The organism is Blautia caecimuris, from assembly GCF_024622975.1.
Taxonomy (GTDB): Bacteria; Bacillota; Clostridia; order Lachnospirales; family Lachnospiraceae; genus Blautia_A; species Blautia_A caecimuris.
Genome location: NZ_JANJZT010000026.1, coordinates 30,417 through 56,653, shown reverse-complemented (window position 1 = coordinate 56,653; position 26,237 = coordinate 30,417). Strand labels below are relative to the sequence as shown.

The window sequence follows — 26,237 nt, the reverse complement described above, 5'->3', positions numbered from 1 at the left end:
CACGATTCCAAATGTCAACATGTATGTAGTTTTGAATGTGCAACTTAACCAGTACTGAACAGAAGTACTGGTTTTTTCTATTTAAAAATATATTTAACTTATTTAAGCTGCCTGTAAGCTGGATTAATACGAAAAGTTATCTGAACCTAGAAGAAGTCCTATTATCAGATATGTGTTTGCGGATATTTTTCTTTTGGTCATTACAAAAAACTTGAATATATTCTCTTTCTATAGTATTCTTAGTTTCAGTGCGTTTATGCGGAAGAAAGTCCATTGATAGAAACAGGAGAGGAGGAAATTCATGGAAATGACACAGAAAAAAACAGGATTCTGGAGAAAATTTATAGGAGATAAAGCGTTTTATAAGATGGTACTTGCCATTGCTATTCCTATTATGATCCAAAATGGTATTACAAATTTTGTAAGTCTTCTTGACAATATTATGATTGGCCGGATCGGAACTGAGCAGATGTCAGGAGCTGCTATAGTAAATCAGCTGATTTTTGTATACAATTTATGTATGTTTGGCGGACTGGCAGGCGCAGGGATATTTACTGCACAGTATTTTGGACAAAAGGATCACGAAGGTGTACGCCAGACTTTTCGTTATAAATTCTGGCTGGCAGTTATTCTGACCGTGGTAACTGCTCTTGTATTTCTGGTATCAGGGGATGCTCTGATTCGTATTTATCTTCATGGGGAAGGAAGCGCAGAGGAGATAACATCTACACTGATGTATGGAAAGCAATATCTTTATATTATGCTGCTTGGTCTGCCGCCCTTTATGTTAGGGCAGGTATATTCCAGTACTCTGAGAGAATGCGGAGAAACAGTTCTGCCTATGAAGGCAGGAGTTACGGCCGTTTGTGTAAATCTTGTTTTTAACTATCTTTTGATTTATGGAAAATTCGGATTTCCTGAATTGGGAGTTCAGGGTGCGGCAATTGCAACCGTGCTTTCCCGCTATGTGGAGGTTCTTATTATTCTGATCTGGACATCCAGAAACACAGAAAAGCTTCCTTTTATCAAAGGTCTGTACCGTACGCTGATGGTGCCGCGAAATCTGGTCTGGAAGATTTTTGTAAAAGGTACGCCGCTGCTTTTAAATGAAGCTTTATGGGCATGCGGAGTGGCTGTGCTTGCTCAGTGCTATTCCATTCGTGGACTAAACGTTGTGGCAGCCCAGAATATTTCCAACACCATAAGCAATGTCTTTAACATCGTATTTATTGCATTGGGCGATTCTGTTGCCATTGTGGTAGGACAGCTTCTGGGAGCCGGAGACATGAAAAAGGCAAGAGACACAGACAATAAAATGATTGCTTTTTCTATATTCTGCTGTATGGGAGTGGCTCTGATACTTCTTATAATGGCGCCTGTTTTCCCTGAGCTTTATAATACTAACCCACAGGCAAAGGAGCTGGCCTGCAGGTTTATCATAATCTCAGCAATCTTTATGCCAAACAGCGCATTTCTTCACGCTGCGTATTTTACTTTGCGGTCAGGAGGAAAAACAGTTGTTACATTTTTATTTGACAGCGTATTTATGTGGTGCGTCAGTGTAAGCCTTGCGTTTGTTTTAAGCAGATATACAAATCTGTCAGTGGTAGCTATTTTTGCTCTGGTTCAGTCTGCAGATATTATTAAATCACTGATAGGATTTATTCTTGTAAAAAAAGGAGTATGGCTGCAAAATTTTGTAGCAGAGTAATCAGAATGATGAAAACCTGTATAAGATGAGAATTTGTCTTATATGGGTTTTCTGAATTATTGGTCAATCTTGGTTAATCCTGGTCAATTTCCCCCGGTCAATTATTGAAAGATTTTGCAAAAAATTGTATTCATCTATTGACAATTGTTTCTTTTGAATGTATAATTCATAAAGTAATCGCAAAGGGGATTGGTCAAATGGTATGATAGGGGTCTCCAAAACCTTTGGTGGGAGTTCGATTCTCTCATCCCCTGCTAATAAAAACCAGAATTACCTGGAAATGGTAATTCTGGTTTTTCGTTTTATCAGCGATAAACTACATATCGGTAATGAGGCATATCAACTCCTTTATAGTGCTTGATCCATTGATCTTTCATGACCATGCCGTTTCTCATTGCCACATTTTGAGAGGCTGTGTTGCTATCTCTGATAATGGAGCATACTTCACTGGCATTTAATTTTTCAAATGCGTATTGTTTACATGCTTTTGCCGCTTCAGTGGCATATCCCTGATGCCAGTGTGATCTTTCGAACAGATAGCCGATTTCAAGAACTTCCTGATCTTTCCACTGCTGCATTGTAAGTCCGCATTGTCCTATCATTTTATCTGTTTCTTTCAGAATAGCGGCCCATAAACCAAAGTTCCATTTTTGATAGCGGTAAATTTGTCTGTCAAGCCATTCCTGAACTTCTTGATCACTGAATGCTCCTTCATATGCGTACATTGCTTTTTCATCCTGCAAAATCCTGCATAAAGAATTAAAATCTGACGGATTCATTTCGCGCAGATATAATCGTTTTGTTTCCAATATCATCTTTGTTTTCCCCTTTATTTTAAATTTTATCGTAAGCGTCAAATATTCCTGTGGACTTCCCTGTCTTTAAACTTCACCTGTAATTGCAGTCTGTTTTTTGTTCCTGTATTTTCCCATATAAACTGTGAGTACGCAAAATATAATGGGACAGAACCGGATTGTGATAGCAGGCTCCTTGGAGCTGTTTGATTTATTTCATGCACAGCAGCTAACAGTAAACAGAAAGGGAAGCTGCTGCTTTTTTTGCAAGACGCATAAAATAAAACACTCCTTAAATAAAATCAATCTAAGTATAATATAGGAAGTAACAGAATACCATACAAATTCAATTTTTTTGATGCTTTTTCGATATTTTTCCTGTATTATCTTTTTCCTGTATTTAGAAAAAATATAGTTTCCGGGCTGACCTGTGTTGACTTTTTTGTACAGAATATCTTATAATTTTATCCATATCAGTGGTGAAAGGTTATAAACACGGTAATGAAAACAGCAGTAAAAATGGAAAAAAATCTGACAGAAGGCAGTATTTTAAAGACCATGCTGATTTTTGCGGTTCCCATGATTCTGGGAAATCTGCTCCAGCAGGTCTATAATATTGCAGATACTATGGTGGTTGGAAGATTTCTGGGAGCAGAAGCCCTGGCGGCAGTAGGATCGGCCTATACGCTGATGACTTTTCTGACTTCAGTGACCATCGGTCTCTGTATGGGAAGCGGCGCTGTATTTTCCATTGCCTATGGGGCAGGAAATGAGCAGGAACTGAAAAAAAGTATGTGGGTATCTTTTCTGTTTGTAGGTGCTGTGACAGTTCTTATGAATGTGGCAGTATTTATATGGACAGAACCGGTTCTTCACCTGCTGCGGATTCCAAAAGAGGTTTATCCTCTTATGTATACATATATCAGAATTATTTTTGCAGGAATTATGTTTACTTTTCTGTATAATTATTTTTCCTGTCTGCTTCGGGCAATCGGAAATTCTGTGGTGCCTCTGTGGTTTCTGGCAGTTTCATCTGTCTTAAACATTATTCTTGATATCTGGTTTGTGGCAGGAATGAACAGGGGAGTGGGAGGCGCAGCTGAGGCAACGGTTATTGCTCAGGCAGTATCCGGAATCGGGATAGCTGGCTATACAATCTGGAAAGTTCCTTTTCTGAGGCTGAAAAAAGAGCATATGCACATGGAACGGGAAACACTGAACAGAGTAGTTCAGTATTCTATGCTGACCTGTGCCCAGCAGTCTGTGATGAATTTCGGCATATTGATGATCCAGGGGCTGGTAAACAGCTTTGGCACAGTGATCATGGCTGCCTTTGCTGTGGCAGTAAAGATTGATACTCTGGCATACATGCCTGCCCAGGAATTTGGAAATGCGTTTTCTCTTTTTATTTCTCAGAATTACGGAGCAAAAAGATACGACAGGATTCGGAAGGCTTCCGGGCTTGCTGTGAAAGTATCTGCAGGCTTTTGTGTGGCTGTTTCGGTTCTGGTGTGGATCTTTGCAGCGCCTCTCATCAGAATTTTTCTGTCAGGAGCAGAACCGGAGATCGTCTGTGCAGGCGTTCATTATCTTCATATAGAAGGCGCTTTTTACTGGGGAATCGGGTGCCTGTTTTTATTGTACGGACTGTACAGGGGAATTGAACGTCCGGTGATGTCGCTGATTCTGACAGTCCTTTCTCTTGGAACAAGAGTAGCTCTGGCTTATTTATTTGCGCCAATGCCGCAGTTCGGGGTGTCCGCTATCTGGTGGGCAATCCCTGTTGGCTGGATCCTGGCAGATCTGGCAGGATTTCTTTATTATAAAAGGATACGGAACCGGCTTGGGGCACAGCATGACTGATACAAAAACAAGATCAATGGAATGGGGAGAAAAATGAAATTATGCAGGAAATCATTACTTTTATTATGGAAATTATTGGAACCATAGCGTTTGCAGCTTCCGGCGCCATGGTAGGAGTGGGCAGAAGAATGGATATTTTTGGTGTCTGTGTTCTTGGAGTAGTCACTTCCGTAGGCGGAGGTATGATCCGCGATATTGTTCTGGGAATCATTCCTCCGGGAATGTTTCAGAAGCCGGTTTATACGATTGTGGCAACTGCAACCTCCTGTGTGGTGTTCTGGGTGCTTTATCTGAAAAAAGAGCTTGTGGAAGGCCATTTCAGGGAAATCTATGACCGTTTTATGCTGATCATGGACACCATAGGACTTGGGATCTTTACTGTGGTAGGTGTAAATACAGGAATCCGTCACGGGTATATGGACAATACGTTTCTCCTGGTATTTGTGGGAACTATTACGGGTGTAGGAGGAGGACTTCTGAGAGATATGATGGCAGGAGTTCCACCTTATATCTTTGTCAAGCATATTTATGCCTGCGCTTCGATTGTGGGAGCAGTAGTATGTGTGTATATGTACAGAAGCTTCGGGACGGTGGCAGCCATGGTAGGGGCTTCTGCGGTGGTATTTCTGATCCGTTATCTGGCGGCTCATTACAGATGGAATCTTCCAAGGCTGAAAAGAGAGGACTAGGCCTGTCGGAAAACGGGAGCATAAGCAGAATCAGGCGAAAAAGACCGGAGTTTTTTTGTATACAATGCATATTTGTGATGAAAAATATATAATTAAAATGGAAAATATGGCTAATGTGTGTTATACTAAAGTGTACTAACTGCAAAGCTGAGTGATCTGCCTGTTATTTTTCTAAATGCAGAGGGAAAAAATAGCGAAACAGAGAAGCAGAAAGCTTGTATATCAATTTGACAAGGAAGGTGAGCAATTGGAAAACTACACCAAGTATAAGTTAAAAAGTAACGATGAACTGGCAGAATTATTGGCCGATAAGGATCATTTGTTCGTTGTTGCCTGTAACAAGTGTTTCAAGGAATTTGAAACCATTGAAGAACCGGAATGTGGTGAGTTTGAGAAATTTGCTGCTGAACAGGGAAAAACAGTTACGGGCAGTGTAAAGGTTGATTTCCTGTGCAACAAAACTCAGACTGAGAAAAAATTACAGGATATCATTCCGGAGGGAACAAAAAATGTTATTGTGATCTCCTGCGGACTGGGTATTCAGACAGTTGCAGACCTTGCAGGCAAGCCTGTATATGCTGCCAGCAACTCTCTGAACTATACCGGACATCACGGAATGGCTCTGACCAAAAAGAGCTGTGATGCCTGTGCACAGTGCTATCTGAATCTTACAGGAGGAATCTGTCCTATCGTTGACTGTTCCAAGAGTCTTGTCAACGGACAGTGCGGCGGTGCAAAGGACGGTAAATGTGAGGTAGACGGAAACAAAGACTGCGCATGGGAAAAAATTTACAGAAGACTTGAAAAACAGGGTCGTCTTGAGGAATTTTTAAACCAGCCGGTGCAGCTTCGTGATTATTCCAAAACCAATTTCAAGGTGATCAATGATTATGTAAAAGCTGTCCGCGAAGAACGATTCGCAGGCTACTATGGCGGTGTTCATCCATCAGAGCGTAAAGAATTCAGTGAGCATCTTTCTCTTAAGAGATTTCCGGAGCCGAAGACAGTTGTTATTTCCATGTCACAGCATCTTGGCGCTCCTGCAAATCCGATTGTGCAGGTGGGCGATACCGTTAAGGTAGGTCAGAAGATCGGTGAAGCATCAGCCTTTATCAGTGCGCCTGTACATTCCAGTGTCAGCGGAACTGTAGTTGCAGTAGAACCGCGCCTCCATGCCACCAGAGGCGGTGAGGTTATGGCTGTTGTCATTGAATCTGATGGAAAAAATACTCTGCATGAATCTGTAAAACCACATAAAGGATACGAGGATCTGACACCGGATGAGATCATTGAAATTGTCCGTGAAGCAGGAATCGTAGGTATGGGAGGCGCCGGTTTCCCGACTGCTGTTAAATTAAAACCAAACAAACCGATTGAAGCAGTTCTTCTGAACGGATGCGAATGTGAGCCTCTTCTGACTGCAGACCACAGAGTGCTTCTGGAATTTGCAGATGACATTATCTATGGTCTGAAGGCAGTGCTTAAGACTGTTGACGCTCAGAAGGGTATCATTGTGATCGAGGACAACAAGCCGGATGCCATTGCGCTGATGGAAGAGAAGCTTGCTGACTGCGACAATATTGAAGTGGTGACTGCTAAGACCAAATATCCGCAGGGAGCAGAAAAAACTCTGATCAAGCGTGTAATGGGAAGAACCGTGCCAAGAGGCGGGCTGCCGGCAGATGTAGGAGTGGTTGTCAGCAATATCAGTACCGTTAAAGCGATTTCTGACGCGATCCGTACAGGAATGCCGCTGATCGAGCGTGTGGCTACCGTAACCGGAGAGAAGATCAAAAATCCTGGAAACTATATTGTCAAGATCGGTACCAGTGTGAAGGAAATGATCGACTACTGCGGCGGAACGACAGATGACGATGTTATGATCAAAATGGGCGGACCAATGATGGGATTTGAGCTTACCGATCTCAATGTTCCTATGATGAAGGGCTCCAATGGAATCATTGCCATTGATACTGACCAGACTCAGCCAATGGAGTGTATTAAATGCGGACGCTGCGTAGACGTCTGTCCAATGGAACTTTCACCGCTGTATTTTGCAAAATTTGCGGATGAGCAGAACTGGCAGGGTATGAAAGACATGAACGTAATGGATTGCGTGGAGTGCCGTTCCTGTGAATTTATCTGTTCCTCCAAGATTCCGTTGGTAAGCAAGATCAAAGCCGGAAAAAATGCGATAAGGGAGATGAAGTGATATGCTGATTACTGAACTGAAATCAAAAGAGACTATCGCATCACTGGTGGACGGAAAAAAAGTTTTTATGATCAACTGCCAGGGATGTAAGGAAGTACATTTCCCGGAAAAAGAATCCATGGAACTCCGCAAGGAGCTGGCTGCTGACGGGAAGTTGACAGGTTTTATTACAACCGACTATATCTGTAATCCGGAAAACATGAAGCTGCGTCTTGAAAAACATATGAGCGAAATTCAGGAGGCTGATGCTGTTCTGGTACTTTCCTGCGGAGTAGGAGTACAGACAGTTGCAGAATATCTTGAAGACAAGCCGGTATATGCAGCCTGTGATACATATCCGCTGCCGGGTTTTCAGGGTGTGACTCCTCTGGAATATAAATGCGACCAGTGCGGAGAATGTTATTTGAACTTAACCGGAGGAATCTGTCCTATCACTGCCTGCTCCAAGAGCCTTGTCAATGGACAGTGCGGTGGCTGCAAGGATGGAAAATGTGAAGTGGACAGCGAAATGGAATGCGGCTGGGAGCGCATTTACAGACGTCTGGCACAGATCGGACGCCTGGATGTGCTGAAATGCCCCACACAGATCCGTAATTTCGCAACGGATGATGAAGTGTCCAAATAAGACAACGGTTAAAATTTATAGAGTAGGAGCAATGTACGATGAAAATTACTGAAGCATTTGAACGTGGTGAATTTGCAGTAACAGCAGAAGTAGGACCGCCGAAAGGGATTCATATTGAGGGATTGCTGGAGGAAGCAAAAACATATTTAAGCGATATTACAGCGGTAAACGTAACAGATAATCAGTCTTCTGTTATGCGTCTTGGTTCTCTGGGCGTATGTAAGGCTCTGAAGGATGAAGGCCTTACCCCTATTTTCCAGCTTACCTGCCGTGACAGAAACCGTATTGCGCTGCAGTCTGATCTTTTAAGCGCAGCAATGCTGGGAATCGAAAACCTTCTGCTTCTCACAGGCGATCATACAAAAATGGGTGATCACCCGCAGGCAAAACCGGTATTTGACTTGGATTCCGTATCTCTGATCCATGCGGTAAAACAGCTGGAATCAGGTGTTGATCTGGGTGGAAACCAGCTGGTAGGCGAGCCACCCAAATTTGCAAAAGGCGCTGTTGTATCTCCGTGCAGCGACTCTGTTGATGCGCAGCTTGCAAAAATGGAACGTAAAGTAGCTGCCGGAGCAGACTATTTCCAGACTCAGGCTGTTTTTGAGCCGGAAAAATTTATTAAATTTATGGAAAAAGCAAAACAGTTCGGAAAACCTGTTCAGATCGGTATCATCATTCCGAAATCAGTGGGAATGGCAAGATTCATGAATGCCAATGTTGCAGGCGTTCATGTTCCGGAAGATATGATCAATGAACTGAAAGCAGATAAAGAAAAAACAAAAGCCGGTATTACCGGAGTTGAGATCGCTGCCCGTATTATCAGAGAATGTAAGCCATACTGCCAGGGTGTACATATCATGGCATTAGGCTGGGAATCCAAAGTTCCGGAAGTTCTGAAACTGGCCGGAATCTGATCAGTCCCGGAGCTGCAAAAACAATAGATTTCCCAAATTGAAGGAGACTGTGGTTGTTTGAAAACCACAGTCTCTTTGTCTTATCCTGAGAAAGAAACGGATAATTATTCGATTGGCTGTGTATCCTGAAGTGCCAGATATCCTTCTTCTCCGGTACGGATCTTGACAACATTTTCGATGTCATAGATAAATACCTTGCCGTCTCCGTACTGTCCGGTATGAAGCACTTCTTTGGCTGCTTTCAGAACTGTCTGAACCGGAACCAGACTGACAACAATTTCAATTTTAATTTTTGGAAGAAGATTCATATCCATTTCAATACCACGGTAATAGGTTCGAGCTCCTTTTTGTACCCCACATCCCATCACATTAGTGATAGTGATTCCGGTGACCCCGATTTCATTCATGGCATGCATGAAATCTTCCAGCTTATTCTGACGGGTGATAATAACAATTTTAGTCAGTTTGTGAACTCCCTCTGCGGGAATTTCCGGAATGGCTTCTGCAGGAGCAGAGGCGGCAGAATAATTCGGGACAGAAGCTTCTTTTGTTACGCCCATAGGTGTAGGAACCGGTGACATGGTATCATGAACAACAAATCCATCATAAGCACTGGCAAGACCATGCTCTTTTCCGTCAAGACCTGCAATTTCCTCTTCCGGAGAAACACGAAGTCCCATAGTATGCTTCAGTGCCTGGAAGATGATAGTCATAGTAACTGCTACCCAGCCAATGGTGATGCACATACCAAGAAGCTGTATGCCGAAACCATGGAAGCCGCCTCCGGTAAGAAGTCCTTTCCAGCCTGTTCCTGTTCCGTCAGAAAACAGACCAACGGCAAGTGTACCAAAGGCTCCGTTTAAGGCATGGACACCAACTGCGCCTACCGGATCGTCAATTTTCAGAACCTTATCAATAAATTCAATACCAAATACAACTACAAAACCGGAAATGATGCCGATGATCGCTGCAGAAGCCGGAGAAACGGTATCACAGGCTGCTGTAATTGCCACAAGACCTGCAAGAGAGCCGTTCAGAGACATGGAAACATCAGGCTTTTTGTAACGGAACCAGGTGATAAACATAACGGCTACTGTGGCAACTGCCGCAGAAAGGTTGGTATTTACAAAGATTTTGCCGGCACTTACAATAGCATCGCCTTCCATACTGACAGTGGAAGCACCGTTAAAGCCAAACCAGCAGAACCAGAGAATGAAAACGCCAAGTGCGCCGACGGTCAGGTTGTGGCCGGGAATAGCTTTGGATTTTCCGCTTTTTGAATATTTTCCGATACGGGGTCCGAGAATGGCTGCACCGATCAGTGCTGCGATACCGCCTACCATGTGTACTGCACAGGAGCCGGCAAAATCATGGAAGCCCATCTGGCTGATAAAGCCGCCGCCCCAGATCCAGTGTCCTGATACCGGATATACAATAAGGCTGATCAGAAAACTGTAGACACAGTATGCGGAAAATTTAGTACGTTCTGCCATTGCGCCGGAAACTATCGTGGCGGAAGTGGCACAGAAAACAGTCTGAAAAATAAGAAATGCCCAGAAAGGTACACCATCCGGAAGCATTGCATTACCATAGTTCGCTTCAGATGCAATTCCGTGGATGGAACCAAAGAATCCGTTTCCTGTACCAAACATGATACCGAATCCGATAATCCAGAAAGTCGGTGTACCAATACAGAAATCCATCAGATTTTTCATAATGATGTTGCCTGCATTTTTGGCACGGGTAAAACCTGTTTCTACCATTGCAAAACCAGCCTGCATAAAGAAGACAAGCGCGGCACCTATCAGCACCCAGATCGTGTTTACTGCTGAAAATTCCATAATAAATCTCCCCTTTTCCTTTTTATATCGAAAAAGCGCGGGAAAATCAGATTTTCTCGCGCCTTTACGAAGCTTTATAATATGTAAAACAGAGGATATCCGTTATGATATATGACGAATGGATGAGGAAATCGATAATCAAATTGAGCAAGTCTGACTTGCAGGATATCCTCTGTATTTACCTGAATATGAAATTGGTAATGCTTACCTCTGTTTATACAGAAAAAAGAAGTTTGCCATAGGCAGGATATGGAAGAACAGTTTCAGGAAGCAGTGTTTCTGCTTCATCCGCAAAGCTGCGGAGTTTATCCATATCTGTGAGGACTGTTTTCTGGTACATTCTGGCACTTTCCAGAAGATCCGCTGTTTCCTGAGCCCGGGCGGTATCTGATTTCAGGGCGGAAAGTTCTGTCATCATATTTTCAGAAAGTGCCGTCAGTTTTTTCAGAAGTTCAGCTTCGCCGGAGACAGAGATATCCGGAACGACAGCCTTCTTCAGACTGGCTGTATGAGCGATCTGTTCCATATAGGTGCAGACAGCCGGGATCAGATCCTTCTGAATGATCTCTGCCATAGTGCAGGATTCAATGTGAAGTGTTTTCACATAGTTTTCAAGCTTGATCTCATAGCGGGAATAAAGTTCGGGTTCTGTAAAAATTTTATGTGAGATCAGAAGCTCTTTATTTTTAGTATCTGTAAAATGAGGCAGAGCATCCGGTGTGGAAACCAGATTATAAAGTCCGCGGTCTGCGGCTTCCTTAAGCCATTCATCTGTATATCCGTTTCCGTTAAAGATAATTCTTTTGTGCTCAGTCACCGTTTCTTTCAGAAGATTGTGAACAGCTGTTTCCATTCTATCAGCAGGGACCTCCTTAAGCTGTTCTGAAAACTGATGAAGTGCTTCTGCAACTGCCGTATTCAGGATGATGTTGGGGTTTGCCACAGAGGATGAGGAACCCAGCATACGGAACTCAAATTTATTTCCTGTGAAAGCAAAAGGAGAAGTACGGTTTCGGTCAGTTGTATCTTTAATGAAATGCGGAAGTACCTTGGCACCGATATCCATCTGCACAGAATCATGACTGCTGAAATATTCATCATTTTCAATTGCCCTGAGAACGTCGGTCAGCTCATCCCCAAGAAAAATGGAAACTACAGCAGGCGGTGCCTCGTTGGCGCCAAGACGATGGTCATTTCCCGCGCTGGCAACTGAGATACGGAGGAGATCTGCATAGTCGTCCACGGCCTTGATAACAGCTACCAGAAATACCAGAAACTGTGTGTTTTCGGCAGGTGTTTTGCCGGGATCCAGAAGATTTACGCCGGTGTCGGTGATCATGGACCAGTTGTTGTGCTTACCGCTTCCGTTGATTCCCTCAAAAGGCTTTTCGTGAAGGAGACATACCAGATCGTGGCGGTCAGCAACCTTTTTCATGATTTCCATTGTAAGCTGATTGTGGTCTACGGCAACATTGGTGGTATCAAAAACCGGAGCAAGTTCATGCTGTGCCGGAGCAACTTCGTTATGTTTGGTTTTTGCAGGTATTCCCAGTTTCCACAGCTCTTCATCCAGATCGTGCATATAGGCAGATACACGGGGTTTCAGAGTTCCGAAGTAGTGATCCTCCATTTCCTGGCCTTTTGGCGCCGGAGCGCCGATCAGTGTACGGCCGCAGAAAATCAGGTCTTTTCGCTGATTGTAAAGATTCTTATCTACCAGAAAGTATTCCTGCTCCGGACCTACGGTGGTATTGATATGCTTTATCTCGTTATTTCCAAGAAGATGAAGAATCTTCACGGCTTCTCTGTTCAGCGTATCCATGGAACGGAGAAGAGGAGTTTTTTTGTCCAGAGCTTCTCCGCTGTAGGAACAGAAAGCCGTCGGAATATAAAGAGTACGGTCTTTGATAAAAGCCGGAGAAGTCGGATCCCATGCAGTGTAGCCTCTGGCTTCAAAAGTTGCACGAAGTCCTCCGGATGGAAAGCTGGAGGCATCCGGCTCTCCTTTTACCAGTTCCTTTCCGGAAAAATCCATAATGATCTGTCCGTCTCCTGCAGGAGAAATAAAACTGTCATGTTTTTCGGCTGTAAAATTGGTCATTGGCTGGAACCAGTGAGTATAATGGGTTGCACCGTTTTCAATGGCCCATTCTTTCATTGCAACAGCTACAGAATTGGCAACATCCAGTTCCAGATGCGTGCCGTTCTGGATGGTTTTGCGCAGAGCCTTGTACATATCCTTAGGTAATTTGTTCCTCATGATCCTGTCGTTAAAAACAAGGCTTCCATACAGTTCGGGAATATTTTTTTCCATAAAGAGTTTCTCCTTTCAGGTATAGGTTTCAGAAAATAAAAAAGACGCCTCGGATCCTGATGGTCAAGATTCAAAGCGTCTTTGCTTATGTGAAGTAGTATACACAAAAAATTACGGTTGTCAATAACTTTTTACAAAAAACTTGACAAAAAATTTTATCACACTATAATGGCAGTGTGAAAAAGAGAGGAGGACATAAGATGGCAGAATTAAAAGAAGCCTGTGGTGTGTTTGGAATTTATGACCTGGAAGGAGGGAATGTGGTACCGGCTGTTTATTATGGTCTTACGGCACTGCAGCACAGAGGACAGGAGTCCTGCGGACTTGCAGTTTCCAATACAAAGGGAGAAGCTGGAAATATTCAGTTTCATAAGGATCTGGGGCTGGTAAGTGAGGTGCTCCGCCGGGAAACACTGGAAAAAATGTCAGGAGATCTGGGGATCGGACATGTGCGGTATTCTACTACCGGAGCTTCTGTGGCAGAAAACGCGCAGCCTCTTGTACTGTCTTATATTAAGGGAACACTTGCCCTTGCCCATAATGGAAATCTGATCAACACAAAAGAACTGAAATGGGAACTGATCCAGAATGGGGCCGTTTTTCATACGACAACAGATTCTGAGGTAATCGCTTTTCATATTGCAAGAGAAAGAGTTCATTCCGATTCCGTAGAGGAAGCAGTTTTAAAAACAGCGCGAAAATTAAAGGGGGCTTACGGTCTGGTGATCATGAGTCCAAGAAAGCTTATCGGTGTCCGCGATCCTTATGGACTGAAGCCTCTTTGTATTGGAAAAAGAGATCACACGTATGTGCTTGCTTCCGAAAGCTGCGCACTGAATTCTGTAGGTGCTGAGTTTGTCCGTGATGTGGAGCCGGGAGAGATGGTGATCATTTCCCGGGAGGGGATACGATCCAACCGTGAGCTTGCCGGAGAAAAAACTGCACATTGTGTATTTGAATATATTTACTTTGCCCGGCTTGACAGCGTTCTGGACGGAGTTGGAATTTATGATGCCCGTATCCGGGGTGGAAAATCTCTTGCAAGGTCCTATCCGGTGGAGGCGGATCTGGTTACCGGCGTTCCGGATTCCGGCATTCCGGCGGCAAAAGGCTACTCAGAGGAATCTGGAATTCCCTTTGGTCTTGCCTTTTATAAAAACAGCTATATAGGAAGAACCTTTATTAAACCTACGCAAAAGGAAAGAGAATCCAGTGTACATATGAAACTCAGCGTACTGGAATCAGCAGTAAAAGGGAAAAGGATCGTTCTGGTAGATGATTCCATAGTAAGAGGAACCACCATTGCCAATCTGATCCATATGCTGAAGAAGGCAGGAGCCAGAGAAGTTCATGTAAGGATCTCGTCTCCGCCTTTTCTTCATCCCTGTTATTTTGGGACGGACGTTCCTTCCAACGATCAGCTGATCGCATCCATCCACAGTACAGAGGAGATCTGCCGTATGATCGGCGCCGATTCTCTGGGCTATATGAAGCTGGAATATCTGGAAGGGATGGCAGGGGGACTGCCTTTATGCAGAGCCTGCTTTGACGGAAATTATCCCATGGAGATCCGATAAGAGCGAATCGGAGCTTTTGAAATTTGCTGACTTGAAATTTTGTTAAAAATATCTTTACAAACGAAAAAAAATAGGTTATAGTAGGGAACATATTTTAAACAGATCAGTAATATCTGACAAAGGCGTCAGAAGCTTTGGGGCTTACCCTCCCCTTTCAGGCTTCCGACGCTTTTTTATGATCTGGAGGAGGAAATCGAAGATGGTAAAATATGTATTTGTTACCGGAGGAGTGGTATCCGGTCTTGGAAAGGGAATCACAGCAGCGTCCCTTGGAAGGCTTCTGAAAGCCAGAGGATATCAGGTGACCATGCAGAAATTTGATCCCTATATTAATATGGATCCGGGAACTATGAACCCTATCCAGCATGGAGAAGTATTTGTTACAGAAGACGGAACAGAAACAGATCTGGATCTTGGTCACTACGAACGTTTTATCGATGAAAATCTGGACAAAAATTCCAATGTGACAACCGGAAAAATATACTGGTCTGTTCTTCAGAAGGAAAGGCACGGAGATTTTGGAGGAGGAACCGTTCAGGTGATACCTCATATTACAAATGAGATTAAAAGCCGCTTTTACCGTGCAAAAAAACAGGATGAGGACCGAATCGCCATCATTGAGGTGGGAGGAACTGTAGGGGATATAGAAAGCCAGCCTTTTCTGGAGGCAATCCGCCAGTTTCAGCAGGAGACAGGACACGAAAATGCTGTCCTGCTCCATGTTACTCTGATCCCATATCTGAAAGCATCTGGAGAAATGAAAACAAAACCTACCCAGGCAAGTGTAAAGGAACTTCAGGGAATGGGGATCCAGCCGGATGTTCTCATATGCAGAAGCGAATATCCTCTTACCGAAGAAATCCGGCAGAAAATTGCCCTGTTCTGTAATGTTCCGGTCAGTCATGTACTGCAGAATCTGGATGTGGAATATCTTTATGAAGCGCCTCTGGCAATGGAAAGAGAGAAACTGGCAGATGTAGTGCTGGAAAGCCTTCGTATGGAAAACAGAAAGCCGGATCTTCGTGACTGGGAAGCGATGGTGGCAGATCTCCGGGCTCCGGAAACAACGGTGAACATTGCCATCGTTGGAAAATATACGCAGCTCCACGACGCATATTTAAGTGTAGTGGAGGCATTGAAGCACGGCGGGATATCCTGCAGGGCAAAGACAGAGCTTATATGGATTGATTCCGAGGAATTAAATGAAAAAAATATGGATCAGCTGCTCCATACAGCGGACGGGATCCTTGTTCCCGGCGGCTTCGGAAACCGGGGAACCGAGGGTATGATTCTGGCAGCACAGTATGCAAGGGTTCACAGGATCCCCTACCTGGGAATCTGTCTGGGAATGCAGATGGCTATTGTAGAATTTGTCCGTCATGTACTGGGCTATGAGGATGCAAACAGTATAGAACTGGCTCCTTCAACAGGTCATCCGGTAATCGCGCTTATGCCGGATCAGGAAAAAGTGGAGGATCTGGGAGGAACTCTGCGGCTGGGAAGTTATCCCTGTATTCTTGCAGAGGGCTCCAGAGCAGAGGCGCTTTTTGGAACAAGGGAGATCAGGGAACGCCACAGACACCGCTATGAGGTCAGCAATGCGTATCGGCAGGAACTGTCAGAGAACGGAATGGTGATCGCCGGAACATCTCCGGACGGAAGAATCGTGGAAATGATTGAACTGGAAGATCATCCGTTTTTTCAGGGAACGCAGGGACATCCTGAATTTAAGTCACGACCAAATCATGCGCATCCTCTTTTCCGGGGATTTGTGGAGGCGGCCAGTGCACACAGGAAGGAAATGAGGATATCTGATTAAAGATACAGGAGGATGAGGATTATGAAAGAAGTGAGAAAGGAAGAACAACAGGGGCTTTATCGCCGGGAGTTTGAACATGATAACTGCGGTATCGGTGCAGTAGTAAATATTAAAGGCAAAAAAACACATGAAACAGTTGCCAATGCCCTGAGGATTGTAGAGCATCTGGAACATCGTGCAGGAAAGGATGCAGAAGGCGAGACTGGTGACGGAGTAGGGATCCTTCTGCAGATTTCCCATAAATTTTTTAAAAAAGTATGCAAAAAAGAGGGATTTGATATTGGCGGAGAAAGGGAATATGGAATTGCCCAGCTGTTTTTTCCGCAGCATGAGATCCGCCGTGCACAGGCGAAAAAAATGTTTGAGATTATTCTTGAAAAGGAAGATCTGAAGCTTCTGGGCTGGAGGACGGTTCCGGTATTTCCGGAGGTTCTGGGAAGTAAGGCAAGAGAATGTATGCCCTGTATCATGCAGGCATTTATACGGAAACCCCAGGATGTGGAAGCCGGAATCAGTTTTGACCGGAGGCTTTATATTGCCCGTCGGGAATTTGAACAGAGCAATGATAATACCTATGTGGTGTCCATGAGCAGCAGGACCATTGTGTATAAAGGAATGTTTCTGGTGGGGCAGCTTCGGACTTTCTTTGCGGATCTTCAGAATAAGGATTATGAATCCGCCATTGCAATGGTCCATTCACGGTTCAGTACCAATACCAATCCCAGCTGGGAAAGAGCACATCCAAACCGCTTTATTGTTCATAACGGAGAGATCAATACCATCCGTGGAAATGCAGACAAGATGCTGGCAAGAGAGGAAAACATGGAATCTCCCTATCTGAAAGGAGAACTTCACAAGGTACTTCCGGTGGTGAACCGAAACGGTTCTGATTCCGCCATGCTTGACAACACACTGGAATTTCTTGTTATGAGCGGTATGGAGCTTCCTCTTGCGGTTATGATCACGATTCCGGAACCCTGGGCATACAATGATACAATTTCCCAGGAAAAAAGGGATTTCTATCAGTACTATGCGACAATGATGGAACCCTGGGACGGCCCGGCTTCTATTCTGTTTTCGGATGGAGATGTAATGGGCGCAGTTCTTGACAGAAACGGTCTTCGTCCTTCCAGATATTATATTACTTCTGACGGATATATGATCCTTTCTTCTGAGGTAGGTGTGCTTCCGGTACCGGAAGAAAATATTGTTCTGAAGGAGCGCCTCCATCCGGGAAAAATCCTTCTGGTAGATACGGTTCAGGGCAAGGTGATCGACGATAATGAGCTGAAAGAAAAATATGCCAAAGCGCAGCCGTACGGAGAGTGGCTGAACAGCAATCTGGTACGTCTGAAAGATATCAAAATCCCCAATGTCCGTGTGGAGGAATATACAGAGGAGCAGAGGGCGAGGCTTCAGAAGGCTTTCGGCTATACCTATGAGCAGTACCGGACTTCCATCAGAAATATGGCGTTAAATGGAGCGGAAAGCATCGGAGCCATGGGAGCTGATACCCCTCTTGCGGTTCTGTCCAGAGAACACCGCCCTTTGTTTGATTATTTTAAACAGCTTTTTGCACAGGTGACAAATCCTCCCATTGATGCTATCCGTGAGGAAATTGTTACATCTACCAGTGTTTATGCAGGAAAGGACGGAAATCTTCTGGTGCAGCAGCCGGAAAACTGTCGTGTCCTGAAAATCCTGCACCCGATCCTGACCAATACGGATATGCTGAAGATCAAAAATCTGAAGCAGGAAGGCCTGCGGTCCGCCGTTGTATCGACTCTCTATTATAAGAGCACCAGACTGGAGCGGGCAATGGATCGTCTTTTTGTGGAGGTGGACAAGGTATTCCGGGAAGGCGCCAATATTCTGGTGCTTTCAGACCGGGGAGTAGATGAGAACCATATGGCGATCCCGTCTCTTCTGGCAGTTTCCGCGGTGCATCAGCATCTGGTAAAAACCAAGAAAAGTACTTCTCTGGCTATTATCGTAGAATCCGGAGAGCCCAGAGAGGTTCATCATTTTGCTGCTCTTCTGGGATATGGTGCAAGTGCAGTCAATCCGTATCTTGCCCAGGAAACCATCCGGGAGCTGATTGATAATCACATGCTGGACAAGGACTATTATGCGGCAGTAGAAGACTATAATCATGCAGTACTGAGTGGAATCGTAAAGATTGCGTCTAAAATGGGAATCTCCACGATCCAGTCCTACCAGGGATCCCAGATCTTTGAGGCGGTAGGTATCTCCAAAGAGGTGATCGATAAGTATTTTACCGGAACCGTAAGCCGGATCGGTGGTATTACTCTGGAGGATATTGAGGAAAATGTGGAAAAACTCCATTCGGAAGCCTTTGACCCTCTGGGGCTGAATACGGATCTGACTCTTGACAGTGTGGGTGCGCACAAAATGCGCAGTCAGGGAGAAGAGCATCGCTATAATCCAAGAACCATTCATTTACTCCAACAGTCTGCAAAATGCGGAAGCTATGAGATGTTTAAAGAGTATACAAAACTGGTAGATAAGGAGAATCACGGATCTTTAAGGGGACTGATGGATTTTGTTTATTCAGAAAATCCAGTCCCTCTGGATGAGGTGGAAAGCGTTGAGGAGATTGTGAAGCGCTTCAAGACAGGCGCCATGTCTTATGGTTCCATTTCACAGGAAGCCCATGAGACCCTTGCTATTGCAATGAATCATCTTCATGGAAAGTCCAACACAGGTGAAGGCGGGGAAAGTGAGGAGAGGATTGCTTCCTCCGGATCGGCGGATGACCGCTGTTCTGCCATCAAACAGGTTGCCAGCGGACGATTTGGCGTGACCAGCCGTTATCTTGTATCGGCAAAAGAAATCCAGATCAAGATGGCGCAGGGGGCAAAACCGGGCGAGGGCGGACACCTTCCGGCAAAGAAGGTTTATCCATGGGTTGCAAAAACCCGCCATTCCACTCCCGGAGTAAGTCTGATCTCCCCTCCGCCGCATCATGACATTTACTCCATTGAAGATCTGGCCCAGCTGATCTATGATCTGAAAAATGCAAATAAATTTGCGGATATTTCGGTAAAACTTGTATCAGAGGCGGGAGTAGGAACAGTAGCTGCCGGAGTGGCCAAGGCAGGAGCCCAGACTATTCTGATCTCCGGATACGATGGAGGAACTGGAGCTGCCCCCAGAAGCTCCATACACAATGCGGGACTTCCATGGGAACTGGGACTTAGTGAAACTCACCAGACACTTCTGAAAAACGGACTTCGCAGTCGGGTGCGTATTGAAACAGACGGAAAGCTCATGAGCGGACGTGACGTTGCCATTGCGGCGCTTTTAGGAGCAGAGGAATTTGGATTTGCCACAGCGCCTCTTGTAACCATGGGTTGTGTGATGATGCGAGTCTGCAATCTGGATACCTGTCCTGTAGGTGTAGCTACACAGAATCCGGAGCTTCGGAAGCGTTTCCGGGGAAAACCTGAATATGTGGAAAATTTCATGAAATTTATTGCAGAAGAGCTGCGGGAATATATGGCCAGACTGGGCGTGCGTACCGTTGACGAGATGGTAGGAAGAAGTGATCTTCTCAAGGCGGCGGACAGGGCTGACGAACCGCATATCGGAAAAGTAGACCTGAGCGCTATCCTGGATAATCCTTACACAGGCAAAACACAGAAGGTGACCTTTGATTCCAGGGCTGTTTATAATTTTGAACTGGAAAAAACGTTAGATGAAAAAATTCTTCTGAAAAAATGTATTCGGGCTGTCTCCGGCGGAACAAAGGCGGAATTAAACGTGGAAGTGACCAATACAGATCGTACATTTGGAACAATCCTGGGAGCAGAAATTACCAGACAGAACCCAGCAGGTCTTCCGGATGATTCCATTGTAATCAACTGCAAAGGTGCCGGCGGACAAAGTTTTGGAGCGTTTATCCCAAAAGGTCTGACGCTTTGTCTTACCGGTGACAGCAATGATTATTTTGGCAAGGGGCTGTCCGGCGGCAGGCTGATCGTAAAAGTTCCGGAAAAGGCCGGATATAAGGCAGAAGAAAATATTATTGTGGGAAATGTGGCTCTTTACGGCGCCACAAGCGGAACCGCCTTTATCAACGGCGTGGCCGGAGAACGGTTTGCAGTGAGAAATTCCGGGGCCTGCGCTGTGGTAGAGGGTGTAGGCGAGCACGGCTGCGAATACATGACCGGAGGCCGGGTTGTGGTTCTTGGAAAGACCGGCAAAAACTTTGCGGCGGGTATGAGCGGCGGCATCGCTTATGTACTGGATACAGAGAACATGCTTTACCGGAATATCAATAAAGCGATGATCTCTATCGAACAGGTGGAAAATAAATATGACAGACAGGAGCTGAGGAATCTGATCGAGGCCCATGTGAAGGCGACTGGGTCAGAGCTTGGTAAAAAAATTCTGGATAACTTTGCATATTATCTTCCTCATTTTAAAAAGCTGATTCCGGATGAATATAAAAGGATGCTTACTTTAAGCGCCAAGCTTGAAGAAAAAGGTCTTACCGGTGAACAGGCACAAATGGAAGCTTTTTATGAAAGTATCGGAGTAAAACATTAAGGAGGAAGCTATGGGAAAACCAACAGGATTTTTGGAATATAAAAGAGAAAATGCAAAGGTACTGGCTCCTAAGGTGAGAATTGCGGACTTTCATGAATTTCGTTTCCCTTTAAGCCTCGAAAAACAAAGACTGCAGGGAGCACGCTGTATGGCCTGCGGCGTTCCCTTCTGCCAGTCAGGCGCAATGATCGCAGGAATGACTTCCGGTTGTCCTCTGCACAATCTGGTGCCAGAGATAAATGATCTGGTATACACAGGGAACTGGAAACAGGCTTATTTAAGGCTGACCAAGACACACAGCTTTCCGGAATTTACGTCCAGAGTGTGTCCGGCTCTCTGTGAGGCTGCCTGTACCTGCAATCTGGACGGAGAGCCGGTGGCAACCAAAGAAAACGAAAGAGCCATTATTGAAACCGCATTTGCAGAAGGCTGGGTGAAGCCTCAGAAACCAAAGGTTCGTACCGGAAAAACAGTTGCAATCGTAGGAAGCGGACCAGCCGGTCTTGCAGCGGCGCAGGAGCTGAACCGGAGAGGACATACGGTGGTTGTTTATGAAAGAAGCGATCGTCCCGGAGGTCTGCTGCGGTATGGAATTCCAAATATGAAGCTGGAAAAATCTGTAGTAGACCGCAGAATCCGTCTGATGGAAGAAGAAGGTGTAATCTTTAAAGTAAAGACAGACGTGGGAAAAGATGTCAAAGCAGAGGAGCTTCTGAAAACGTATGACAGAGTACTTCTGACCTGCGGAGCTTCGTCTCCCAGAGATATCAGAGTGCCGGGAAGAGACGCAAAGGGAATATGGTTTGCCGTAGATTTCCTGGGAACAGTAACCAGAGCTCTTCTGGACAGTGATTTTACAAAGATACCATATGAGATGGCCAGAGACAGGCATGTTCTTGTGATAGGCGGAGGCGATACCGGAAACGACTGTGTGGGAACAGTGATCCGTCTGGGAGCCAAATCTGTTACACAGCTGGAAATGATGCCGAAGCCTCCGGCTGAAAGAGCTGCTGATAATCCGTGGCCACAGTGGCCGAGAGTTCTGAAAACCGACTATGGACAGGAAGAGGCCATTGCTGTCTTTGGAAAGGATCCAAGAGTATACCAGACAACGGTTACAGAGTTTATTGCCGACAAAAAAGGGAATATTTGCAAGGCAAAGACAGTTGGACTGCAAAGTAAAAGGGATGAAAAAACAGGAAGGATGATCATGATTCCGGCCGAGGGAACGGAGAAAGTGATCACTGCCGATCTGGTTCTGATCGCAGCCGGATTTCTGGGAAGCCAGAAATATGTGACAGATGCTTTTCAGGTAGCGGTAAATGAAAGAACCAATGTGGAGACGGCTCCGGACGGCTATGCTACGACGGTTCCCCGTGTATTTGCAGCAGGAGATATGCGCAGAGGACAGTCTCTTGTTGTCTGGGCAATCCGGGAAGGAAGAGAGGCTGCCAGAGCTGTGGATGAATCTCTGATGGGATATACCAATCTCTGATTCTGTGAAGAATTTTGTCGAAAGTTTATAGGAGATCTTCTTCAGGAATTTGTTGACAAAGGAAAAACACATTGCTATAATACCTGCATGAACAAAGGCGTTCTTTCAATGGGGATACTGTTGGAAGTGCGCCTTTTTTAATTTAGCGATTAAGGAGAGAATAACATGGGGAATTATTCCAGAAAGGAAATATTACAGCTGGTTGAAGAAGAGGATGTGGAATTTATCCGCCTTCAGTTTACAGATATGTTTGGTGTTATTAAAAATATCGCAGTGACATCCAGAGAACTTCCGCGGGTACTGGATAACAGATGCAGAGTAGACTGGACACTGATAACAGGTGAATGTATGGAGAATGAGGCAGAAATGTTTCTTTACCCGGATCTTGATACGTTTGCAATCCTTCCCTGGCGGCCTCAGCAGGGAAAGGTGGCCAGATTTCTGTGTGACCTCTACTGTGCAGACGGTACACCGTATAAGAACAGTTCACGATATATCCTGAAGCAGAATCTGGAAAAAGCAGGAGAAGAAGGATATACGTTTTTTGCAGATCCGGAATGTGAGTTTTTTCTGTTTCATACAGACGATAATGGAATTCCCACTACTGTCAGTCATGAGCAGGCAGGATATTTGGATGTGAGTCCTCTGGATCTTGGAGAAAACGCACGGAGAGACATGGTTCTTACTTTGGAAGATATGGGGGTGGAGGTAGAATCCTCCCACCATGAAAAAGCACCGGCACAGCATGAAATTGATTTCAGATACGGGGAAGCGGGCAGGATCGCCGACTGTGTCATGACTTTTAAGATGGCAGTCCGTACAGTTGCCAGACGCCATGGACTCCATGCAACTTTTATGCCAAAGCCCAGATCAGAGTTTAATGGTTCCGGTATGCATCTGAAATTTTCTCTTGTAAAAGACGGACAGAATATTTTTGAGTGTAAGGAGACACCGGGGAAAATCAGTGATGCGGCATTTTATTTTGCAGGAGGTCTTCTTGCACACAGCAGAGAAATGGCGCTGATCACCAATCCGCTGGTGAATTCTTACAAGCGCCTGGTTCCCGGATACGGGGCGCCTACTGAACTTACCTGGACAGATTCAGATCAGAAATCTCTTGTAAGGATCCCGTTTTTCAGAGGACAGGAGTCCATGGTAGAACTGAGGAGCCCGGATGCTGCGGCAAATCCTTATCTTGTGCTGGCGGTATGCCTGGCAGCAGGGATGGACGGTATTCGAAAACGGCTGGTTCCTCTGAAAGCGGGGGAAACGGAGAATCCGGACTGTCTTCCGGAGACTTTGAAAGAAGCAATCGATATTTTTGAAAACAGTTCCTGGATCAGAGAAATCCTGGGAGAGGATTTCTGCAGGATTTATGTGGAGTCTAAGAAAAAAGAATGGCTGAGATATACGCGGCAGGTAACAGACTGGGAGGTTGAGGAGTATTTGTACCGTCTGTAGCCCGTAAAAAGGAATCCGGGTTTTGGAAGGATTAAGGAGAGGAACATATGGACAGCATTGTGATCGCATTACCGAAAATTGAAGACGCAAAGAAGCTGCGTGCGGTTCTGGAACGGCATGGTTTTTCGGTGGCGGCAGTGAGCAGTTCCGGATCAGGCGCTCTTTCTTATTTATCGGAGCTTGGAAATGGTGTGCTGATATGTGGACGCCGGCTTTCTGATACAGGATATCTGGAGATTAAGGAATGTATGCCGGAGGGATTTGAAATGCTCCTGCTGGCATCGGCAGGGTTTATATGCCAGGTACCGGATTCTGTCCTCTGTGTGGAAATGCCTGTCAAGACCTGCGATCTGATTAATACTGTTCATATGATGCTGACTCAGCAGGAACGACGCAGAAGGAAAGAAAAGAAAAAAAACAAGAACAGAAGCTGGAAAGAGCAGAATTATATTTCCAATGCAAAACTGATCCTGATGCAGAGAAACCACCTCAGTGAGGAGGAAGCATATCGCTATATACAGAAATGCAGTATGGATTCAGGAACGAACATGGTGGAAACAGCCCAGATGATCCTGATGCTGTTTTTTGAGGAATAACGAGGAGTAACATGAAAAAATAATAAGCCACTGACGTAATGGAGGATGAGGATATGGAATATACGGATGGGAAATGGAAAAAAAACAGTACGGACTGGGATGAGCTTATGAGTACTTCCCTGCTGGACCGGGAAGCAGTGATTGAAGGAGCCGTTCACAGCATCCGAAATATGGGCGATGTGGCTTTTATAATATTGAGAAAAAGAGAGGGGCTGTTTCAGACTGTTCTGGAAAATAAAATTCCGGACTGTTCAGTTCATCAGCTGAAAGAAGCAATGACTGTACAGGTGAAAGGAATTCTGAAAAAAGAGGAGCGGGCTCCTCATGGACGGGAACTGAGGATCACAGGTGTGAAGATATTGTCTTTCCCGGTAGAATCTATGCCTCTTGCCATAGACAAATGGAAACTGAATACTTCGCTTGAGTCAAAGCTGAATATGCGTTCCGTTGCGCTTCGAAATATCAGGGAACGTTCCAAATTCAGGATTCAGGAGGCTCTTGTGAGAGCTTTTCGGGATTATCTTTATGAACATGGTTTTACAGAGATCCATACCCCAAAATTAGGAGCCAGAGGAGCAGAGGGCGGAGCAAATGTTTTTAAACTGAGTTATTTTCATAAGCCGGCTGTTCTGGCGCAAAGTCCGCAGTTTTATAAACAGATGATGGTGGGAGTATTTGACAGAGTGTTTGAAACAGGTCCTGTATTCCGGGCGGAAAAGCACAATACCAAACGTCACTTAAACGAATATACCAGTCTGGATCTGGAAATGGGATATATAGACAGCTTTCAGGAAATCATGTCCATGGAAACCGGATATCTTCAATATGCCATGGCTCTTTTAAAAAAAAGTTATGATAAAGAACTGTCTTTATTGAAACTGGAGCTTCCAAATGTAGACAGGATTCCGGCAGTACAGTTTGAGAAGGCAAAAGAACTTGTTTCAGAAAAATATAACAGGCCCGTCCGCAATCCTTACGATCTGGAACCGGAGGAGGAAGCTCTGATCGGAAGGTATTTTAAGGAAGAATATAATTCTGATTTTGTATTTGTCACTCATTACCCGTCAAAAAAGCGGCCGTTTTATGCAATGGATGATCCGGCAGATCCGCGTTTTACGCTGAGCTTTGATCTTTTGTTCCGTGGTCTTGAGGTTACAACTGGAGGACAGCGCATTCATGATTATCAGCAGCTTACCGCCAAGATTGCAGACAGAGGGATGGAAGAAGAAGGCATGGAACAGTATCTGGATGCTTTTAAACATGGTATGCCGCCTCATGGCGGATTGGGGATTGGCCTGGAACGGCTGACGATGCAGCTTCTGGGAGAGGAAAATGTCCGTGAAGCCTGTTTGTTTCCAAGAGACATGAACCGTCTGGAACCCTGATCCGGATACAGGAAAAATATTTCAGGTTAACAGGGAATCAAAAAGCAGAAAAGAGGAATATCCATGGCAAAGATCATAGATGATGAAACAATGGAAAATGTCTGCCTTCTTGCAAAGCTTTCTCTGGAAGAGGAAGAACGGGAGGCCGCACGGGCGGAAATGCAGAAAATGCTTACCTATGTAGAGAAGCTGGATCAGCTGGATACAGAAGGTACAGAGCCTATGTCCCATATTTTTGGCAGTGAGAATGTGTTCCGTGAGGATGAAATCGTAAATGAAAACCAGAAAACTGCCATGCTGTTTAATGCGCCAAGAACAAAAGACGGCCAGTATCATGTGCCGAAGACAATAGGATAGGAAGTGACA

General features: G+C 45.0%; 17 protein-coding genes and 1 tRNA gene. 15 read left to right on the top strand and 3 right to left on the bottom strand.

Features of this window, described 5'->3' with window-relative positions:
• Positions 1-301: 301 nt before the first annotated feature.
• Both NSA57_RS14980 and NSA57_RS14975 read left to right on the top strand, forming a co-directional pair.
• Positions 302-1,711 carry an MATE family efflux transporter gene (locus NSA57_RS14980; protein WP_022066714.1) on the top strand — a complete coding sequence of 470 codons (1,410 nt, stop codon included), beginning with the start codon at positions 302-304 and terminating at the stop codon, positions 1,709-1,711.
• A 183-nt stretch (positions 1,712-1,894) separates the two neighbouring features.
• A tRNA-Trp gene (locus tag NSA57_RS14975) sits at positions 1,895-1,965 on the top strand.
• Between the two features lie 51 nt (positions 1,966-2,016).
• Here the strand turns inward: NSA57_RS14975 and NSA57_RS14970 are convergent.
• Positions 2,017-2,526: a GNAT family N-acetyltransferase gene (locus tag NSA57_RS14970; protein ID WP_257465268.1), complete on the bottom strand. Its 510-nt coding sequence runs from the start codon at positions 2,524-2,526 to the stop codon at positions 2,017-2,019.
• A 498-nt stretch (positions 2,527-3,024) separates the two neighbouring features.
• On the opposite strand from NSA57_RS14970, the gene NSA57_RS14965 reads away from it, so the two are divergent.
• From NSA57_RS14965 to NSA57_RS14945, 5 genes are all read left to right on the top strand, one after another.
• A complete protein-coding gene (locus NSA57_RS14965) occupies positions 3,025-4,368 on the top strand; it encodes an MATE family efflux transporter (protein ID WP_138270677.1) in 1,344 nt (447 codons plus the stop codon).
• 41 nt (positions 4,369-4,409) lie between these two features.
• The gene (locus tag NSA57_RS14960) at positions 4,410-5,057 is read left to right on the top strand and encodes a trimeric intracellular cation channel family protein (RefSeq protein WP_257465267.1); all 648 of its coding nucleotides are present in this window, start codon (positions 4,410-4,412) and stop codon (positions 5,055-5,057) included.
• A gap of 247 nt (positions 5,058-5,304) precedes the next feature.
• Entirely contained in the window at positions 5,305-7,269 is a 1,965-nt protein-coding gene (gene rsxC, locus NSA57_RS14955) for an electron transport complex subunit RsxC (RefSeq protein ID WP_257465266.1), read from the top strand.
• A 1-nt stretch (position 7,270) separates the two neighbouring features.
• Complete coding sequence (locus NSA57_RS14950; protein ID WP_022066709.1) at positions 7,271-7,894, top strand: methylenetetrahydrofolate reductase C-terminal domain-containing protein; 624 nt, start codon at positions 7,271-7,273, stop codon at positions 7,892-7,894.
• A gap of 38 nt (positions 7,895-7,932) precedes the next feature.
• Positions 7,933-8,811, top strand: a complete 879-nt coding sequence (locus NSA57_RS14945) for a methylenetetrahydrofolate reductase (RefSeq protein ID WP_022066708.1) — start codon at positions 7,933-7,935, stop codon at positions 8,809-8,811.
• Positions 8,812-8,915: 104 nt separating this feature from the next.
• Here NSA57_RS14945 and NSA57_RS14940 read toward each other — a convergent pair whose 3' ends face one another.
• Together NSA57_RS14940 and NSA57_RS14935 are read right to left on the bottom strand one after the other, a co-directional pair.
• The gene (locus NSA57_RS14940) at positions 8,916-10,652 is read right to left on the bottom strand and encodes an ammonium transporter (RefSeq protein WP_257465265.1); all 1,737 of its coding nucleotides are present in this window, start codon (positions 10,650-10,652) and stop codon (positions 8,916-8,918) included.
• Between the two features lie 214 nt (positions 10,653-10,866).
• Positions 10,867-12,966 carry a glutamine synthetase III family protein gene (locus NSA57_RS14935; RefSeq protein ID WP_257465264.1) on the bottom strand — a complete coding sequence of 700 codons (2,100 nt, stop codon included), beginning with the start codon at positions 12,964-12,966 and terminating at the stop codon, positions 10,867-10,869.
• Between the two features lie 200 nt (positions 12,967-13,166).
• Here NSA57_RS14935 and purF point away from each other — a divergent pair, with 200 nt between their 5' ends.
• The 8 genes from purF to gatC all read left to right on the top strand — a co-directional run bounded on the left by purF (position 13,167) and on the right by gatC (position 26,228).
• Positions 13,167-14,543: an amidophosphoribosyltransferase gene (purF, locus tag NSA57_RS14930; RefSeq protein WP_257465263.1), complete on the top strand. Its 1,377-nt coding sequence runs from the start codon at positions 13,167-13,169 to the stop codon at positions 14,541-14,543.
• Between the two features lie 199 nt (positions 14,544-14,742).
• A complete protein-coding gene (locus tag NSA57_RS14925; RefSeq protein ID WP_022066704.1) occupies positions 14,743-16,362 on the top strand; it encodes a CTP synthase in 1,620 nt (539 codons plus the stop codon).
• A 21-nt stretch (positions 16,363-16,383) separates the two neighbouring features.
• Positions 16,384-20,934 carry a glutamate synthase large subunit gene (gene gltB / locus NSA57_RS14920; protein WP_022066703.1) on the top strand — a complete coding sequence of 1,517 codons (4,551 nt, stop codon included), beginning with the start codon at positions 16,384-16,386 and terminating at the stop codon, positions 20,932-20,934.
• 10 nt (positions 20,935-20,944) lie between these two features.
• Positions 20,945-22,429, top strand: a complete 1,485-nt coding sequence (locus NSA57_RS14915; RefSeq protein ID WP_257465262.1) for a glutamate synthase subunit beta — start codon at positions 20,945-20,947, stop codon at positions 22,427-22,429.
• 165 nt (positions 22,430-22,594) lie between these two features.
• On the top strand, positions 22,595-23,890 hold the full coding sequence (locus NSA57_RS14910) for a glutamine synthetase family protein (RefSeq protein WP_173753268.1): 1,296 nt from the start codon (positions 22,595-22,597) through the stop codon (positions 23,888-23,890).
• A gap of 47 nt (positions 23,891-23,937) precedes the next feature.
• Entirely contained in the window at positions 23,938-24,486 is a 549-nt protein-coding gene (locus NSA57_RS14905) for an ANTAR domain-containing response regulator (RefSeq protein ID WP_173753270.1), read from the top strand.
• Between the two features lie 53 nt (positions 24,487-24,539).
• Complete coding sequence (aspS, locus tag NSA57_RS14900) at positions 24,540-25,871, top strand: aspartate--tRNA(Asn) ligase (RefSeq protein ID WP_173753272.1); 1,332 nt, start codon at positions 24,540-24,542, stop codon at positions 25,869-25,871.
• A 63-nt stretch (positions 25,872-25,934) separates the two neighbouring features.
• Complete coding sequence (gene gatC, locus NSA57_RS14895; RefSeq protein ID WP_022066698.1) at positions 25,935-26,228, top strand: Asp-tRNA(Asn)/Glu-tRNA(Gln) amidotransferase subunit GatC; 294 nt, start codon at positions 25,935-25,937, stop codon at positions 26,226-26,228.
• The last annotated feature ends 9 nt before the right edge of the window (positions 26,229-26,237 follow it).